This is a genomic window from Mycobacteriales bacterium, assembly GCA_035690485.1.
Taxonomy (GTDB): Bacteria; Actinomycetota; Actinomycetes; order JAFAQI01; family DASSKL01; genus DASSKL01.
Genome location: DASSKL010000059.1, coordinates 1 through 15,916 on the forward strand (window position 1 = coordinate 1; position 15,916 = coordinate 15,916).

Annotated in this window: 16 protein-coding genes; 9 read left to right on the top strand and 7 right to left on the bottom strand. The window is 73.6% G+C overall.

The window, feature by feature from the left end:
• From VFJ21_07500 to dxs, 5 genes are all read left to right on the top strand, one after another.
• The coding region (locus VFJ21_07500; GenBank protein HET7406964.1) for an amino acid permease at nt 1-1,234 on the top strand (1,234 nt) is incomplete at its 5' end.
• A complete protein-coding gene (locus VFJ21_07505) occupies nt 1,231-2,421 on the top strand; it encodes a class I SAM-dependent RNA methyltransferase (GenBank protein HET7406965.1) in 1,191 nt (396 codons plus the stop codon). The genes VFJ21_07500 and VFJ21_07505, both read left to right, overlap by 4 nt.
• Nucleotides 2,418-3,461 (top strand): hypothetical protein, encoded by a 1,044-nt coding sequence (locus VFJ21_07510; GenBank protein HET7406966.1) that lies wholly within the window; start codon nt 2,418-2,420, stop codon nt 3,459-3,461. Before VFJ21_07505 ends, VFJ21_07510 begins: the two co-directional genes overlap by 4 nt.
• On the top strand, nt 3,458-3,838 hold the full coding sequence (locus VFJ21_07515; protein ID HET7406967.1) for a hypothetical protein: 381 nt from the start codon (nt 3,458-3,460) through the stop codon (nt 3,836-3,838). The genes VFJ21_07510 and VFJ21_07515 overlap by 4 nt, the downstream gene beginning before the upstream one ends.
• Before the next feature lie 91 nt (nt 3,839-3,929).
• Entirely contained in the window at nt 3,930-5,816 is a 1,887-nt protein-coding gene (gene dxs, locus VFJ21_07520; GenBank protein ID HET7406968.1) for a 1-deoxy-D-xylulose-5-phosphate synthase, read from the top strand.
• Here the strand turns inward: dxs and VFJ21_07525 are convergent.
• From VFJ21_07525 to VFJ21_07545, 5 genes are all read right to left on the bottom strand, one after another.
• Entirely contained in the window at nt 5,790-6,656 is an 867-nt protein-coding gene (locus tag VFJ21_07525) for a hypothetical protein (protein HET7406969.1), read from the bottom strand. The genes dxs and VFJ21_07525 overlap by 27 nt on opposite strands.
• An 82-nt stretch (nt 6,657-6,738) precedes the next feature.
• The gene (locus VFJ21_07530; GenBank protein HET7406970.1) at nt 6,739-7,095 is read right to left on the bottom strand and encodes a cupredoxin domain-containing protein; all 357 of its coding nucleotides are present in this window, start codon (nt 7,093-7,095) and stop codon (nt 6,739-6,741) included.
• Between the two features lie 37 nt (nt 7,096-7,132).
• Entirely contained in the window at nt 7,133-7,972 is an 840-nt protein-coding gene (gene efeU, locus VFJ21_07535; GenBank protein HET7406971.1) for an iron uptake transporter permease EfeU, read from the bottom strand.
• Nucleotides 7,973-8,026: 54 nt separating this feature from the next.
• Nucleotides 8,027-9,310 carry an HRDC domain-containing protein gene (locus VFJ21_07540; protein ID HET7406972.1) on the bottom strand — a complete coding sequence of 428 codons (1,284 nt, stop codon included), beginning with the start codon at nt 9,308-9,310 and terminating at the stop codon, nt 8,027-8,029.
• A 53-nt stretch (nt 9,311-9,363) separates the two neighbouring features.
• Entirely contained in the window at nt 9,364-10,044 is a 681-nt protein-coding gene (locus VFJ21_07545; protein ID HET7406973.1) for a response regulator transcription factor, read from the bottom strand.
• Nucleotides 10,045-10,310: 266 nt separating this feature from the next.
• On the opposite strand from VFJ21_07545, the gene VFJ21_07550 reads away from it, so the two are divergent.
• From VFJ21_07550 to VFJ21_07560, 3 genes are read left to right on the top strand one after another with little or no spacing between them, the layout of a single operon-like run.
• Nucleotides 10,311-11,828, top strand: coding sequence for a S8 family serine peptidase (locus VFJ21_07550; protein HET7406974.1), 1,518 nt, complete (start codon nt 10,311-10,313; stop codon nt 11,826-11,828).
• Nucleotides 11,825-13,255: a hypothetical protein gene (locus tag VFJ21_07555; protein ID HET7406975.1), complete on the top strand. Its 1,431-nt coding sequence runs from the start codon at nt 11,825-11,827 to the stop codon at nt 13,253-13,255. Before VFJ21_07550 ends, VFJ21_07555 begins: the two co-directional genes overlap by 4 nt.
• Nucleotides 13,255-14,109: an ATP-binding protein gene (locus VFJ21_07560; protein ID HET7406976.1), complete on the top strand. Its 855-nt coding sequence runs from the start codon at nt 13,255-13,257 to the stop codon at nt 14,107-14,109. Before VFJ21_07555 ends, VFJ21_07560 begins: the two co-directional genes overlap by 1 nt.
• A gap of 20 nt (nt 14,110-14,129) precedes the next feature.
• On the opposite strand, the gene VFJ21_07565 is transcribed toward VFJ21_07560, so the two are convergent.
• Nucleotides 14,130-14,723 carry a DUF3000 domain-containing protein gene (locus VFJ21_07565; GenBank protein ID HET7406977.1) on the bottom strand — a complete coding sequence of 198 codons (594 nt, stop codon included), beginning with the start codon at nt 14,721-14,723 and terminating at the stop codon, nt 14,130-14,132.
• 91 nt (nt 14,724-14,814) lie between these two features.
• On the opposite strand from VFJ21_07565, the gene VFJ21_07570 reads away from it, so the two are divergent.
• The gene (locus VFJ21_07570; GenBank protein ID HET7406978.1) at nt 14,815-15,663 is read left to right on the top strand and encodes a DMT family transporter; all 849 of its coding nucleotides are present in this window, start codon (nt 14,815-14,817) and stop codon (nt 15,661-15,663) included.
• A 22-nt stretch (nt 15,664-15,685) separates the two neighbouring features.
• Here VFJ21_07570 and VFJ21_07575 read toward each other — a convergent pair whose 3' ends face one another.
• Nucleotides 15,686-15,862, bottom strand: coding sequence for a hypothetical protein (locus VFJ21_07575; GenBank protein ID HET7406979.1), 177 nt, complete (start codon nt 15,860-15,862; stop codon nt 15,686-15,688).
• Between the last annotated feature and the right edge of the window lie 54 nt (nt 15,863-15,916).

Consider the following 15,916-nt stretch of genomic DNA (forward strand, 5'->3'; position numbering starts at 1 on the left):
GAAGAACGCGGCGACGACGCTCGCGATGCTCGGCGGCATCGCGGTCAGCATGTTCCTGTCCATCACGGCGTTCGCGATCGTGAGCCACGTGCACGTCGCCTCCTCGCCCGAGCAGCTCGGGCTGCCGCACGGCGCGCACACCAAGACGGTGATCGCCCAGGTCGGCCAGGCCATCTTCGGCGGCGACCATGCCATCGGCTTCTACTACCTCCAATTCACCACCGCTTTGATTTTGGTGCTCGCCGCGAACACCGCGTTCAACGGCTTTCCGGTGTTGGCGTCGATCCTGGCTCGCGACGGCTACCTGCCCCGGCAGCTGCACACCCGCGGCGACCGGCTGGCCTTCAGCAACGGCATCCTGCTGCTGGCGGGCTTCGCGATGGTGCTGATCGTCGCCTTCAAGGCCAGCCCCACCGCGCTGATCCAGCTCTACATCATCGGCGTCTTCGTGTCGTTCGTGAACAGCCAGACCGGCATGCTGCGGCACTGGAACCGTCATCTGCGGATCGAGACCGACCCGGCCCGCCGCCGGCAGATGCGGCGCTCGCGCATCATCAACGGCGTCGGCGCGGTCACCACCGCCGTCGTGCTGGTGATCATCCTCGCGTCGAAGTTCGTGGAGGGCGCGTGGATCGCGATCGTCGCGATGATGGTGATCTTCGCGACCATGCGGGCGATCCGGGGCCACTACGACCGGGTGCGCGACGAGCTCGAGCCGCTCGACGAGCCGCCGACGCTGCCGTCGCGCAACCACGCGGTCGTGCTCGTGTCCAAGATCCACAAGCCGACGCTGCGCGCGCTCGCCTACGCCCGGGCGACCCGTCCCAGCACGCTGGAGGCGGTGACCGTCTCCGTCGACCCCGACGAAGTCAAGGCGCTGCAGGAGGAGTGGGATCGGCGCGGCATCCCGGTGCCGCTGATCTCCCTCGCCTCGCCCTACCGCGAGATCACCCGACCGGTCATCGAGTACGTGAAGAACATCCGCCGCGCCAGCCCGCGTGACGTGGTCACGGTCTTCATCCCGGAGTACGTCGTCGGCCGGTGGTGGGAGCAGCTGCTGCACAACCAGAGCGCGCTGCGCCTCAAGAGCCGACTGCTGTTCCAGCCTGGGGTGATGGTCACCAGCGTGCCGTGGCAGCTGGAGTCGTCCGACACGCTGCTGGCGCCGAAGCCGCGGCGACGGTTCCCGTGGCCGTTCCGCCGCAGCCGGTCGCGCTCCCTCGGCAACGAGTGACGGTCGACCTCGACGTCGGCGCCGTGGCGCACGGTGGTGTCTGCGTCGCCCGCCACGAGGGCCGGGTCGTCTTCGTCCGCCACGCGCTGCCCGGCGAACGGGTGCGGGCGCGGATCACCGAGGAGCGGTCGCGCTACGCCCGCGCCGACGCCGTCGAGGTGCTTGCGGCCTCCCCGGACCGGGTGGTCCCGCCCTGCCCGTTCGCCGGGCCGGGGCGCTGCGGCGGCTGCGACTGGCAGCACGCGTCACTGGACGCCCAGCGGCGGCTGAAGGCCGCGGTCGTCCGCGAGCAGCTCGCCCGGCTGGCCCGGCTCGACTGGAGCGGGGACGTCGCCGAGGTTCCCGGCGCCCCCGGGGGCCTGGGGTGGCGGACACGGGTGCGGTTCGCGGTCACGCCCGACGGGGCGGTGGGTTTCCGCAGGCACCGCTCGCACGACGTGCAGCCGATCGATCACTGCCAGATCGCGCACCCGCTGGTGGAGGCCGCGGGTGTCGAGGGCCGGCGCTGGCCGGGTGCCATCGCCATCGAGGTCGCGGCGGGCGCGACGAGCGGCGAGACGGCCGTGGTGGTCGAGGGGGCGGGCGCCACCGACGTGGCGGGGGACGTCGCCGCCGTCGTCCACGAACGCGCGGGCGGGCGTCGCTGGCGGGTGTCCGCCGGCGGCTTCTGGCAAGTGCACCCCGGTGCCGCCGACACGCTGCTCGCCGCGGTGCTCGACCTGGCCGACCCGCAGCCGGCCGAGCGGGCACTGGACCTGTACGCCGGCGTCGGGCTGTTCGCCGCCGGGCTTGCCGAGCGGGTCGGGGCCGCCGGGCGCGTGATCGCCGTCGAGGGTGACCGGGGCGCCGTCACGGATGCCCGCGACAACCTGGCCGACCTGCCGCAGGTCCGCGTGCGCCGCGCCTCGGTCACGGCTGACGTCGTACGCCGGTTGGCTCCGGCCGACGTCGTCGCCCTCGACCCGCCGCGCACGGGCGCGGGCGCCGATGTCGTGCGCGCGATCGGCGCTCTCGGCCCTCGCGCGGTCGTCTACGTCGCCTGCGACCCGGCCGCGCTCGCCCGCGACCTCGCGACGTTCGCGTCCGCCGGCTACGCGATGCGCGAGCTTCGCGCCTACGACCTGTTCCCGATGACCGCGCACGTCGAGTGCGTCGCGCTGCTGCAGCCCGTCGGGCCGAGCACGTGAGCGGCCGGCGGCTGTTCTGGCTGGGCACGGCGCTGGTGCCTGCCGACATCGGCGCCGCGCTCGCGGGCGTCGGCGACGCGGCGCTGTTCGTGATCAGCGCGATCGCGCTGGTGCCGCTGGCCTGGGTCATCGGCGAGTCGACCGAGCAGGTGGGTGAGCACACCGGCCCCGCGATCGCCGGCCTGCTCAACGCCAGCTTCGGCAACGCACCCGAGCTGATGGTCGCGCTGTTCTCGGTGCACCGCGGCCTGTTCGAGGTCGTGCGCGGGTCGCTCATCGGGTCCGTCATCGGCAACCTGCTGCTGGTGCTCGGGTTCTCGTTGCTGGTCGCCCCCCGCGGCACGACGACCCAGCCGCTCAGCCGGCGGACGACCCTGCTGGCTCTCGGGCAGGTCGCGCTCGCCGCGGTGGCGTTCCTGCTGCCGGCGGCGGTGCACTGGTCGGGAGGGGGCGACGGGCTGCTCCGCCCCTACGCGTTGCCGCCGATGGTCGTCCTGCTCGGCCTCTACCTGGTGACCACCGCGACCTCCGTGCGCAGGGAGACGCGGGCGCACCGGGCGGGTGGGGTGGTCGCCGACCCCCATTGGTCGCTGCCCACCGCCCTGACCGTGCTCGGCTTGGCGACCGTCGCCACGGTGGTCGTCACCGAGATCCTCACCGGCAGCATCCAGACCTTCGCCGACGAGACCGGGCTCGGCGACTTCTTCGTGGCCGGCGTCATCGTCGCCATCGTCGGCAACGCCGCCGAGCACGGCGGTGCGGTCGTCATCGCCTCGCGCGGCAACGTGCGGCTCGCGGCCGAGATCGCGCTCAGCTCGGCCACCCAGGTCGCGTTGTTCGTCATTCCCGTCGTGGTGTTCCTGTCGCTGACGATCCGCCCGTTGCCGCTGGCATTCCGCCCGGCGGAGCTCGCCGGTCTCGGCGCGGCCGTCGTCATCCCTGCGCTGTTGCTGGCCGACGCCCGGGCGGCGGTGTGGAAGGGCGCCGTGCTGTGCGGCTGCTACGGAGGCATCGCCGCGCTGTTCTGGGCGGTCGGTTGACCGGCCCACGGTCTGGCGCCCTGCCGCCCGGCTGGCCGGCCGAGGTGCCGCCACCGGGCACGCCCGAGTGGGAGCGACGCGCGGTCACCTGGCTCTACGACGCCTGCCCGCCGGACTACCGCGCCTACGACGTGCTGCGCCGGCACCCCGCCGTACTCGCCCGCTGCGCCGCCTGGCACGTCGCGGCCGCTCGCGAGGCGACCCGGCACGGGATCGCCAACGCCCGCGTCGAGCTGCGCGAGGTGGTCGGAGTCGAGACCGTCGACGCAGCCGTCGCGGCGCTGGAGCGGGAGCAGGCGCGGCTGGCCGCGCTGGCCCGGGCGGTCGACGTCGTCGAGCGCGCATTGCGTGGGGAGCGCTGGACACCGCGACTGTGACGACCGGTGTCGTAAAGATCAACGCGGACACGCCGCGGACTACACTCACGCGCGTTCGGGGGAGTGGCGATGAAAAGGAGCGCGAGTGAGCCTGCTCGAGTCGATCCACGGACCACAGGACCTCCGCCGGCTGCAGCCGTCGGCCCTGCCGCAGCTCTCCGCCGAGATCCGCGACTTCCTCGTGGAGAAGGTCTCGCGCACGGGAGGCCACCTCGGTCCCAACCTCGGCGCCGTCGAGCTGACGATCGCGCTGCACCGGGTCTTCGACTCCCCGCGCGACCGCATCCTGTGGGACACCGGTCACCAGGCCTACGTCCACAAGATCCTCACCGGCCGCCAGGACGGTTTCGACCGCTTGCGTCAACGCGACGGGTTGTCCGGCTACCCGAGCCGCACCGAGTCCGAGCACGACCTCATCGAGAACTCTCACGCATCGACCGCGCTGTCCTACGCCGACGGGCTCGCGAAGGCCTTCGCGCTGCGCGGCGAACGTGACCGGGTCGTCGTGGCCGTCGTCGGCGACGGGGCACTCACCGGCGGCATGTGCTGGGAGGCCCTCAACAACATCGCCGCGGCCAAGGACCGCCCGGTGATCGTCGTCGTCAACGACAACGGCCGGTCCTACGCGCCGACCGTGGGCGGTCTGGCCGACCACCTGTCCAAGCTGCGCCTCACGCCGGGCTACGAGCAGCTGCTCGAGACCGTCAAGTCGTCGCTACCCAAGGCGCCGGTCGTGGGCGGCCCCCTCTACGACGCGCTGCACGGCATGAAGAAGGGCATCAAGGACCTGCTGCAGCCGCAGGTGATGTTCGAGGACCTCGGCATCAAGTACGTCGGCCCGATCGACGGCCACGACATCGCCGCCACCGAGAGCGCGCTGCGGCGCGCCCGCGAGTTCGGCGGGCCGGTGATCGTGCACTGCATGACCCGCAAGGGGTTCGGCTACGCGCCCGCGGAGGACGACGAGGCCGACTGCCTGCACGGGGTCAGCGTCATCGACCCGGTGACCGGGCAGCCGGTGTCGGCATCGAAGCGCGGCTGGACGCAGGTCTTCGCCGAGGAGATGGTCGCGATCGGGGCCGAGCGGCCCGACGTGGTCGCCATCACCGCGGCCATGCTCCGCCCGGTCGGCCTGCACCCCTTCCAGTGCGCCTACCCGGACCGGGTCTTCGACGTGGGCATCGCGGAGCAGCACGCGGTCACCTCCGCCGCCGGCCTGGCCATGGGCGGCCTCAAGCCGGTCGTCTGCCTCTACGCCACCTTCCTCAACCGTGCGTTCGACCAGGTGCTCATGGATGTCGCGCTGCACCGCCTGCCGGTGACCTTCGTCCTCGACCGAGCCGGCGTGACCGGCGACGACGGGCCCAGCCACAACGGCATGTGGGACATGTCCGTGCTGCAGGCCGTGCCCGGCCTGTCGATCGCGGCGCCTCGCGACGCGACCCGGCTGCAGGAGGAGCTGCGCGAAGCCGTCGACCGCAGCGACGGGCCCAGCGTGCTGCGGTTCCCGAAGGCCGCGGTCGGCGCGGATCTGGCGCCGCTCGACCGCATCGGTGGCATGGATGTGCTGTGGCGCTCGCCCGAGTCGTCGACCGACGTGCTGCTCGTCGCCGTCGGCGTGATGGCCGAGGTCTGCCTCGACGCCGCCCGCTGCGCCAGCGCGTCCGGGACCGGGGTGACCGTGGTCGACCCGCGGTGGGTCAAGCCGGTCGACCCGGCGCTTCCCGCGCTGGCGTCGGTCTACGGCGCCGTCGTCACCGTCGAGGACAACCTACGCGTGGGGGGTGTCGGCACTGCGGTCGCCCAGGCGCTGCGCGACGCGGGGGTCGATACGCCGGTGCACAACCTCGGCCTCCCGCCGGAGTTCCTGACCCAAGGCAAGCGGGCCGACATCCTCGACGACGTCGGGCTCAGCGCCCCGGCGATCGCCGCGCACGTCATCGCCGTGGCGTCACCGGTGGTAGAGCACGTCCCGTAGCCACTGCCGCTGAGGTGGTGGGTCGCGCAGGACGATCTCTGCGGGACGGCCGCCCTCGAGCGACAGCGTCACCTCGTCGCGGGTCAGCAGCAGCGGCCGGTTGAACCCACGGTCGGCCGGTTCCGTCGCGGCGGCTGCCGCGACGACGAACGCCGGGTCGATGCGCGAGAGGTCGAGCCAGCCGCGGGTGCGCATGGGCACCGCGAGGGCGCGCATTCCCTGCGCGCCGGCGGCGAGTGCGCTGCGGAACGTCGCGGAGGCCAGCAGCGTCACGACGTCGCAGTCGCCCATCGGCCGTAGCGGCGCGGCCGGCTGCCGGTCGAGCCGGTCGGCCGCCATCGCGCCCATCCGCTCGAGGTAGGCGACAGCTCCGCGCCACAGCGGCTCGACGGCGACCGCGGGCTCCGCGAGCAGCTCGCGGGTCAGCGGCACCACGTCATCGGGGCGCCGCGGGTCGAGGCCGACGAAGCCGAGCCCGACGTCGAGCGCGCCGCCGAGGACCCGCATCTCGACCCAGTCGAGCCCGGGATGCAGCACGTGGTCGACCGGCAGGCCCAGCGGTCGCGCCCGTGCAGACAGGTCGTCGGGGTCGACGTCGGCCACCCATCGACGCCCGAGCAGCCAGCACGCCACCCGCTCGCGCGCGGTCGCGCCGTCGGGATCGTGACCGGCCATCGCGCGGCGCAGCTGCAGCCAGGCGACGTGCACGTCCGGCGGCCCCGGGAGGACGACGCCGTCGTCGTCGGGGACCAGGTCGACGTCGAACAGGACCGACGCCGCAAGGGCGACCCGGCGCAGCGTCACCGCGGTCGGCGGCGACGGCTCCGGGCAGGCTGTCACAGCCCAGACCGTACCCAAACCGCGTCGCGCCGCCGTGCGGCAAACGGGTGAACGAACCGCGCCCGAACGGGTCTACAGCCCGCTATCTGACGTGGATGTCGGTGCGGATGCCGTCGCCCTTCTCGCCCGGTTTGCAGGCCACCTGGTAGTCGCCCGCGGCGAGCTTCGCCTTCAGCGTGCGGGAGGTGCCGGGGCCGATGTGCTCGACCTCCTCGACCTTCTTGCCGTCGTGCGTGTAGACGTAGACCTCGGTGGTCTGGTGACCCTTGTTCGTGACCTTGAACGCGTAGGTGCCCGGGCCGGAGAGCTGGGTGTCGGCGACCTGGCAGGCGGTGTCGGTGGCGGTCACCGCGACGGTCTGCTTCGCGGGTGAGCCGCCGCAGGCCGCGAGAGATCCGGCCAGGGTGACGGTGAGCAGGGCAACGGGAACGGCGCGCATGGCGTCTTCTCCAGCGTGGGTCGAGGTGGGGGAGCGGTCAGCGGGCGGCGACCGGTAGCGACTGCCTCGACGGGGCCGGAGCCTTGCCGCCGCGGAAGAACAGCGCCATCACCGGTACGAGGTAGCAGCCGTAGGCCACGGTCTGCAGCCAGGTCGAGTCGGGGGTGAAGCCGAAGATCCCGTGCAGGAGCGCGCCGTACCACGACGACAGCGGCACGGCGTCGGAGACGTCGAACGCGAGGGAGTTGAGGCCGGGCAGCACCCCGCCCTCCTGCAGGTCGTGGATGCCGTAGCCGAGGACACCGGCGGCGACGACGACCAGCGCGGCGCCGGTGACCGTGAAGAACGTGCCGAGGTTGAGGGTCACCGACCGCTTGTAGACGAGCCAGCCCAGGACGATCGCGGTCGCGAGCCCGAGTGACGCCCCGAGCAGGGGAGCGGTGCCGTCGCCGGTCGCCTGGATCGCCGACCACAGGAAGACCGCGGTCTCCAGACCCTCGCGGCCGACGGCGAGGAACGCCGTCAGCACCAAGGCGGTCGCGCCCATCGCGAGTGCCGTGTCGAGGCGTCCCTGCAGGTCCGACTTGATCGAGCGGGCGGTACGCCGCATCCAGAAGATCATCCAGGTGACGAAGCCGACCGCGAAGATCGACATCCCGCCGGCGAAGGCTTCCTGCTTCTCTCCCGACAGCGTGGCGCTGGTGAACGTGAGCGCGGCGCCCACCCCGATGGACAGTGCGACGGCCACACCCACCCCGGCCCAGAGCAGTGGCAGCCGCCGCCGGTTGCCGGTGCGGACGAGGTAGGCCACGAGGATGCCCACGACGAGCGAGGCCTCGAGGCCTTCGCGCAGTCCGATGAGGAAGTTGCCGAGCACTGCATCTCCGGGGGCCGATCCGGTCGGGACTGCAGCGAGTCTACTTAGGGCGACCTAACCTTCGCAACAAGGGTCGCCGGACGGGATCGCGGCGGGCGTGGTGGAGGCTCTCGAGTCGTCCACGGCGAGGGCATCGACCAGGACGCGCGTGGTCAGCCGCACCTGCCAGGCGCGAGCACCGCCTTCCGTCAGGGCGATGGCGACGGCGCTCTCGGTCGCCGGCACGGGCGGGGTCCAGGCCAGCCGTCGGACGAGCTCCGGGGAGAGCAGGTTCTCGACCGGAAGGTTGTGGTCGTCGGCGATCGCGGCGAGGGCGGCGCGCGCCTTCGACAGCCGGGCCGCGGCGACCGGGTCGCGGTCGGCCCATCGGTTGGCCGGAGGCGGCCCGTCGCCCACCGGCACCGGTCTGGGCAGGGCTGACTCGGGCAGCCGCGCGGCCGCGTGCAGCGCCGCCGCGAACGTGCCGGCGTAGCGGCGCGCACCGCGGCCGGTGTAGCCGTCGATCTCCATCAGCTCGGTGGCCGACGACGGGCCGCCGATCGCGGCCGCGACGAGTGCGGAGTCGGGGACGATGCGGCCCGGCGCGACATCGCGCTCGCGGGCGACCTGGTCGCGGGCCTCCCAGAGCGAGCGGATCGCGGCCAGCTGGCGGCGGCTGCGGACGCGGTGGATCCCCGACGTACGCCGCCAGGGGTCGGGTCGAGCCGGAGCCGGCGGCGCGACGACGAGCGCCTCGAACTCCTCGAGCGCCCAGTCGAACTTTCCCTGGCGCAGCAGCTCCTCGGCCAGCGCGTCACGCAGGTCGACCAGCAGCTCGACGTCCAGCGCGGCGTAGCGCAGCCACGGCTCGGGCAGTGGGCGCTTGGACCAGTCGACGGCGGCATGGCCCTTCTCGAGCGTGAAGCCGAGCAGGCGCTCGACCAGCGCGCCGAGGCCGACCCGCTCGAAGCCGGCAAGCCGCCCGGCGAGCTCGGTGTCGAACAGCCGCCGGGGCATCATCCCGATCTCGCGCAGGCAGGGCAGGTCCTGGTTCGCGGCGTGCAGCACCCATTCGGCACCGGCCAGTGCCTCGCCGAGCGTGGTCAGATCGGGGCAGCCGACGGGGTCGACGAGCGCGGTGCCCGCGCCCGCGCGGCGCAGCTGCACCAGGTAGGCGCGCTGGCCGTAGCGATAGCCGGAGGCGCGCTCGGCGTCGAGGGCGACCGGTCCGGAGGCCGCGGCGAACCGTGCAGCCACGCGGGAGAGATCGCCGGCCGTGGCCGTCACCGGGGGGATGCCGTCCCGGGGTTCGAGCAACGGGACGGCCGAGGTGTGCTCGTCCGGCGCACCTTCTCCCACGCCGACCAAGTTACGCCGGGTGCCGTCCGGCGGGCCTGATTGACGCGGCGGGACTACCTGATCACGCCGGCGCGCATGGCCATGGCGACCATCTCGGCGCGGTCGCCGGTGCCGAGCTTTCGGGCGATGCGGGCCAGGTGACTCTTGACGGTGAGCGCCGACAGGCCGAGGTCCTCGCCGATCTCCTTGTTGGACCGGCCGTCCGCGACGAGCCGGAGCACCTCGACCTCGCGGCCGGACAGGTCGGCGACGCCGTCGTTGCTCGGTGCGCTGCGCAGCCCGGCGGCGAGTAGAGAGGCGACTGAGGGGTCGGCGTACACGCCGCCGTCGAGGACGCGGCGGACACCGTCGGCGACAACGAGCGGGGAGGCGGACTTCAGGAGGTAGCCCTGGGCGCCCGCGACGAACGCGGCGCGCACCGAGTAGGGGTCGTCGGCGGCGGACAGCACGACGAGCCGCTGCCAGCCTGCGGCGCGCAGGTCGGCGAGCAGGTCGAGGCCGGAGCCGTCGGGCAGGCCGACGTCGAGCACGCACAGCTCGCGGGGGCCGCTGGCGTGGGCGCGTGCCCGCGCTTCGGCGCAGCTTGCCGCCTCGGCGATGTCGGTGGCGCCCATCGCCATCAGGCGGGCGACCATCGACTCCCGGATGAGGGGGTGGTCGTCGACGACCATGGCCGTGAACCCAGGCGCCACTCCCGGCGGAGCGGGGATGGACTGCTCGACCAGCGCTGTCACGGGTACCTCCTCGGCCATGCCTGCCTTGAGCCCAGCAGGGCTCGTCGTTGTGCAGGTTCGGCCGTCCGGCGGCTTACCTGTAGCCCGAGCGCGGAGCAGATACCGCGCAGATCGGGATATTCGGACAATCGGGTGACGTGCCGCACGTTCGGTGGGGGGCGCGGCGGTTAGGCCGGACGGGCGATTCGCGCTGCAACGCTCAATGCCGGGGGGGCTTCGTGCCGAGGGAGAGCCGGAAGGCCAGGATCCGACCCCGAGGAGCGAGCGTGCCCGCTTCCACCGCATTGCCGTCGGCAGCCACCGCCCTGCGGCTCGGCTCGCGCCGGTCGGCTGCGGTTGCCGTGCTGCTCGCCGCGGTGGCCGTCCTCCTGATGGGCGGGTTGCCGCCGGCGGCCTCGGGCGCGTCGCAGACCGGTGCTCCGCTGTCGGCCGTGGTGGCCCTGTCCGGGGACCAGGCCGTGCGGGCCCCGGGTGTCGACCTCGTCCGGATGCTCCCGTCGGTCGGTGTCGAGATCGTGCGGGGCAGCCGGGCCGCCCTGGCGGGTCTCGCCCACGTCGCCGGCGTTCTGGGTGTCACCCCGAACCTGCCGGTGCACCTGCAGGCCAAGGCGTACGCCGGAGCGCCGATCTACGCCCCCCAGACCTTGTCGATCCCGCCCGTCGCCGACGCCGGCACGGGTGTCAACGTCGCCGTCATCGACACCGGCGTGTCTGACACCGCCACGCTCGAGCGAGGCACCGGCCGGCTCGTCGACGGCGTCGACACTTCGGGGTTGTCCAACCCCAACGGGACCATCCAAGAGACCGGGACGTTCGCCGACGGCTACGGGCACGGCACCTACGTCGCCTCGCTGATCGCCGGCGGGTCGGTGTCCGCCGGCGGCGGCCAGATCGTCGGGGTCGCACCCGGCGCGACCGTGACCGTCGTCAAGGTCGCCGACGACCACGGCCGCACCTCCCTCGCCTCGGTCGTCGCAGGTCTCGACTGGGTCGCCACTCACGCCCAACACGACGAGATCCGCGTCGCCAACCTCTCGCTCTCGGTGGCACGGCCGTCCGACGCCTACGGCGCCGACCCGTTGAACATCGCGGTGCAGCGCACCCGGGCGCAGGGAGTCACCGTCGTCGTCGCGGCCGGCAACACGGCAGGCGTCGTCAGCGACCCGGGGTTCGACCCCTCGGCGCTGACGGTCGGCGCCTACGACACGACGACCGACGGGGTTGCGTCGTTCTCGGGCAGCGACCCGAGCATCGGCAAGCCCGATCTGGTGGCCGCCGGCGTGCACGTCACCGGTGAGGTGCCCGCCGACTCGATCGTCGGGCGAAGCAACAAGCCCGTCTCGCGCTCCGACGGCGAGGGCAACCTCCTCATCCCGGGCACCGGCACGAGCGGCGCGACCGCCATCGTGAGCGGGCTGGCGGCCGACTTCCTGTCGACCCACCCGAGCGCCACACCCGACGACGTGGTGGCCTCGATGCGCGCGGCCGCCACGTCGGTCTCCGGCTCGCCCGGCGGCCTCGCCCAGCTGCCGACCACGGTCACCCAGGGCACGGCCCCGGACTACCCCGACGGCTGGGACGCGACGAAGGCCGGCTGGCCGGACGAGTTCTGGCAGGACGATCTCTGGACCCAGCCCTGGACAGCCGCTACCTGGAACACCCGGACCTGGTCCACCCGCACCTGGTCGACCCGCACCTGGTCGACCCGCACGTGGACCACCAGGACCTGGACCACCCGCACCTGGACCGAGGACATGTGGTCGGTCAGCGGGTGGGGATCGTGAGCCGCCTCGCCCGGGTGCGCGCCGTCTCCTACGGCGCGCTGCTCCTGGCCGCGGGGTTCGTCTGGCTGGCCGGCTGGGGCGACCGCACCTGGTGGGCGTCGCCGGCTCTGGCGGTCGCCGTGGCGGCGAGCGAGCTGGCGGTGGTCCACGTGGCCTTCGCCAGGCAGCGCTGGACGTTCACCGTCACCGAAGGTGTGATCGGCGGTGCGCTGCTCGTGCACGGTGGCGGCTGGGCGGTCGTCAGCGTCCTCGTCGGTGTCGCCATCGCGCAGGCCGTACGCCGCCTCGCCTGGGTCAAGCTGCAGTACAACACCGCGCAGATCACCGCTTCCGCGGCGCTCGCGGTCGTCGTCGCCCAGACGCTCGGCGGCGGTGCCGTCGGCGTGGTCGTCGGCATGTGCTGCTACTGGGCGCTGAACCAGCTCCTCTCGGCCGTCCCGCTGGCCATCATGAGCGGCTCACCGCTGGGCCGGCTCGCGTCCCAGGACGCCCCGTTGCACGCCGTACACGCTGCTGCCAGCGTCAGCATCGGCATGCTCGCCGCGTGGCTCGGGGCGCACGAGCCCTACGGCCTGCTCGGCCTGATCGCACCGCTCGGGCTGCTGTGGATGTCGTACGACGAGCAGACCGCTCGCACCGCGGAGGCCCGGCTCTTCGCCGAGCTGGCGAACGGCCACGAGCGGGCGACCGGCCGGTCCACGGACCTGTCCGCGCAGGTGGTCGTCACCGCGGCCGCCCGGCTGTTCGGGGGCGCCGACGTCGAGATGGTCCTGATCGGCCTCGACGGTCCGGTGCTCTACGCCGGTGACGAGCACGGCGCGTCCCGGCACCGCGCACACGCCGCGACCCTCGACGAGGCGTGGGTGCTTCGCGCCCTCGGTTCCACCGGCGTCCAGACCGGTGTCGAGCCCGACGGCCACCCGCACGCCGGCCGTCCCTACTGCTCCGCGGTCCTCGGTCCTGCCGACCTGCCGCTGGCGGTGCTCATCGCCCGCCGGGCCGCTGCGTCCGGAACGTTCGGCCGCCGCGAGGCGATGCTCGCCGACGTGCTCGTGCAGCAGGCGCAGTCGTGGCTCTCGGTCGCGGAGCTGACCCGCAGCCGCGACGACGCCCGGGCCCAGGCCGAGGCCGCCGAGGAGGCGGCCCGAGCGCTCGGGGATCTCGGCGCGGAGGCTGCGCCGTCGCTGCTGGTCCTGCGCGAGTCCGCCGCCCGACTCGCTCGCTTGGCGACCACGCCGGCGGGACCCGACATCGTCGTCGACATCGTCGACGAGCTGCACGCCGTGGAACGTGCGGTCGCATCGCTGCTCGGCGCGGTCGCGCTCGCCGCCGATCCGGACCTCGGCCGGCTCGACCCCCACGTGCCGGTCCCGCGCTCGCAGGAGTGGACGACGACGGGGGTGCTCGCCGAGGTGGAGCCGCGTTGATGCGCCCCTGGCACCGCCGCCGGGTCGACGAGGCGGAGCTGCGGCGCACGTTCGATGCGCTGAGCCTGCGCGCCCGCGTCGCGGACGAGCTGGCGGAGCAGCAGCGGCGCAGCGCCGAGACCGCCAGTGCCGGCATGTTCGAGCTCCTGTCGGGCCTCGTCGCCGCCGAGGAGAGCGCGCGCGGGCAGCTCGCCGCCGAGCTGCACGACACGGTTGCCCAGACCCTCATGCACGCACGTTCGGTGCTGTCGGCCGCGACGGATCCGGCGCAGGTGACCTATGCCGCCGACCTGCTGGCCGAGGCCGAGGAGCAGGTGCGCGCCGTCATGGCCCGCACCCGCCCGCCGGAGCTGCGCGACGGGGACCTGGCCAGGGCGATGACGATGCTGCGCGACGACCTGGCAGCCCGCTACGGGGTGACCGTGCGCCTGTCGTGGCCGGTCGAGCCGCACCCGCTGCCGCTGGCGACGGCGATCACCGTCTACCGGTTCTTCCAGGAGGCTCTGCTCAACGTCGTCAAGCACGCCGACGTCGACGACGCCGACGCGACGTTGACGATGGAGGACGGTCTCGTCATCGCCTGCGTGCGCGACGAGGGTCCGGGCTTCGACCCCGGCCAGGTGCGCTCGGAACGCGGCCGGCACGTAGGGCTCGGCCTGCTGCGGGAGCGTGCCCGGCTCGCGGGTGGGGTCATCGACGTCGCCTCGTGGCCGCAAAACGGTACGACGCTCACGCTGCGGATGCCGATCGGCGGCGGGGTCGCGATGCCGTCGTCCCCGCTCTCGTCGGCTCCGGCGCCGTCGCCCTCCGCGTCGCTCCCCGAGCAGCGCAGCGAGGCGACGCTGCCGACCTGACGGCGCCGCCCCGAGCGGGGTCAGACCTTGCGCCGCTTGCGGCCGGCCGAGCGGGCCAGCGGGAGCACGCCTGGGGCGAGCGGGGGCAGCCCGGCAGCCATGCAGAGCAGCTCGCCGAAGGCGCGCAGGTGTGGCCGCAGGTCGTCACCGACCGGTGTCCATGACGCCCGAAGCTCGACCTGGGCGGCGTCGGGCTCGCCGGCCAGCGCGCCGAACCGCTCGGAGGCGACCCGGGTCACCGTGCCACCGGCCATCGTGTGCTCGGCCTCCGCCCCGGCCAACGCGTCGAGCAGCCAGCTCCAGCCGACCGCGGTCAGCAACGGGTCGGCGACCATCTCGGCCTCGAGCGGCGCGTGCAGGTAGGCGACCAGCCGGGTGTCGCCGTCCCATGCCTCTGGACGGGACGGGTCGTGCAGCACGATCAGCCGGCCGCTCGCCAGCTCCTCGTCGCCGACGACCGCTTCGGCCTGCAGGGAGATCGCGTGCGGTGCCAGCCGCTGCGGCGCCGGGCCCTCCTGCAGCCGGACCTCCGGCCGCATCGGCGTCTCGCCGAGCAGTGCCACTGCCCGGGCGAATGCCTCGGGGAGCTGCGCGGGTGGCACGGCGACCGCCATGGCGACAGGGTAGGCGGGAGGGCCGACAGAAACCGGTCGGACGCGCCGCCCGCGGCCCGGATCCGGCCTCGGGTCTACCTAGGCTGCGATGATGGCCGCCGTCCTCGCGCTGCTCGCCAGCCTGATCTGGGGGACCTCGGACTTCCTCGGCGGCACGCTCAGCCGGCGCATCCCCGCGATCATCGTGGTCGGTTTCTCGCAGGCCGCCGCGATGGTGGTGCTCGTCCCGGTGGCCGCGGGCGCCGGCGGGTTCGGCGCGGACAGCGGCTACCTGCCGTGGGCCATCGGCGCCGGCGCCGTCGGCCTTCTCGCGCTGGTCGCCTTCTACCACGGTCTCGCCACCGGCTCGATGGGCGTCGTCGCCCCCATCGCCGCCATGGGAGTGGCCGTGCCGATCGCGGTCGGCTTCGCCGAAGGCGACGCCCCCGGCGGCCTGCAGATCGCCGGCCTCGCCATCGCGGCGGTCGGCGTCGTCCTGGCCAGCGGACCGCGGGCCGAAGGAGGGCGCAACCTGCGCCCGGTCGTGCTGGCCGGCCTGTCGGCGGTCGGCTTCGGTCTCGTGATCCTCTTCATCGCGAAGGGGAGCGCCCACAGCGTCGTCATGACCTTGCTGGTCATGCGCGCGACCTCGGTGTTGCCGCTGGTCGTGCTCGGATTGGCGGCCGGCAGGCTCGGTGTCTCGACCCGCGAAGCCGGACCGCACTGGCGCATGCTGGCGGTCGTCGGGCTTGCCGACCTGACGGCGAACGGTGCCTACGCGGTGGCCTCCCGGCACGGCCTGCTGGCGCTGGTCGCGGTGCTCTCCTCGCTCTACCCGGTGGTCACCGTGCTGCTCGCCCGCGTCGTGCACGACGAGCGGCTGCGGTCGGTGCAGACCGTCGGCGTCATCGCGGCGCTCGCCGGCGTCATCCTCATCGGCGCCGGTGGGGGCACCGGCTGACCCCCTCAGCAGGGGCAGGCGCTCAGGCAGCGAGATGGCGGGCGCGGCGGACCGGGCGGTCGGGGATGATCCCGGCAAACAGCGCGTAGCCGCACACGACGCAGGCGCGCTCGGGGCAGTCGTCATGGCCGTCGACGCACGGAGGCTGCTCGAACTCCCGCTCCTCGCGGCATGTGGGGCAGTAGTCGTTCGTCGTCATGACAGCACCGTCGCACGCCCCGCCGACAGTTTCCGGCAGCCGCGACGGCGTGTC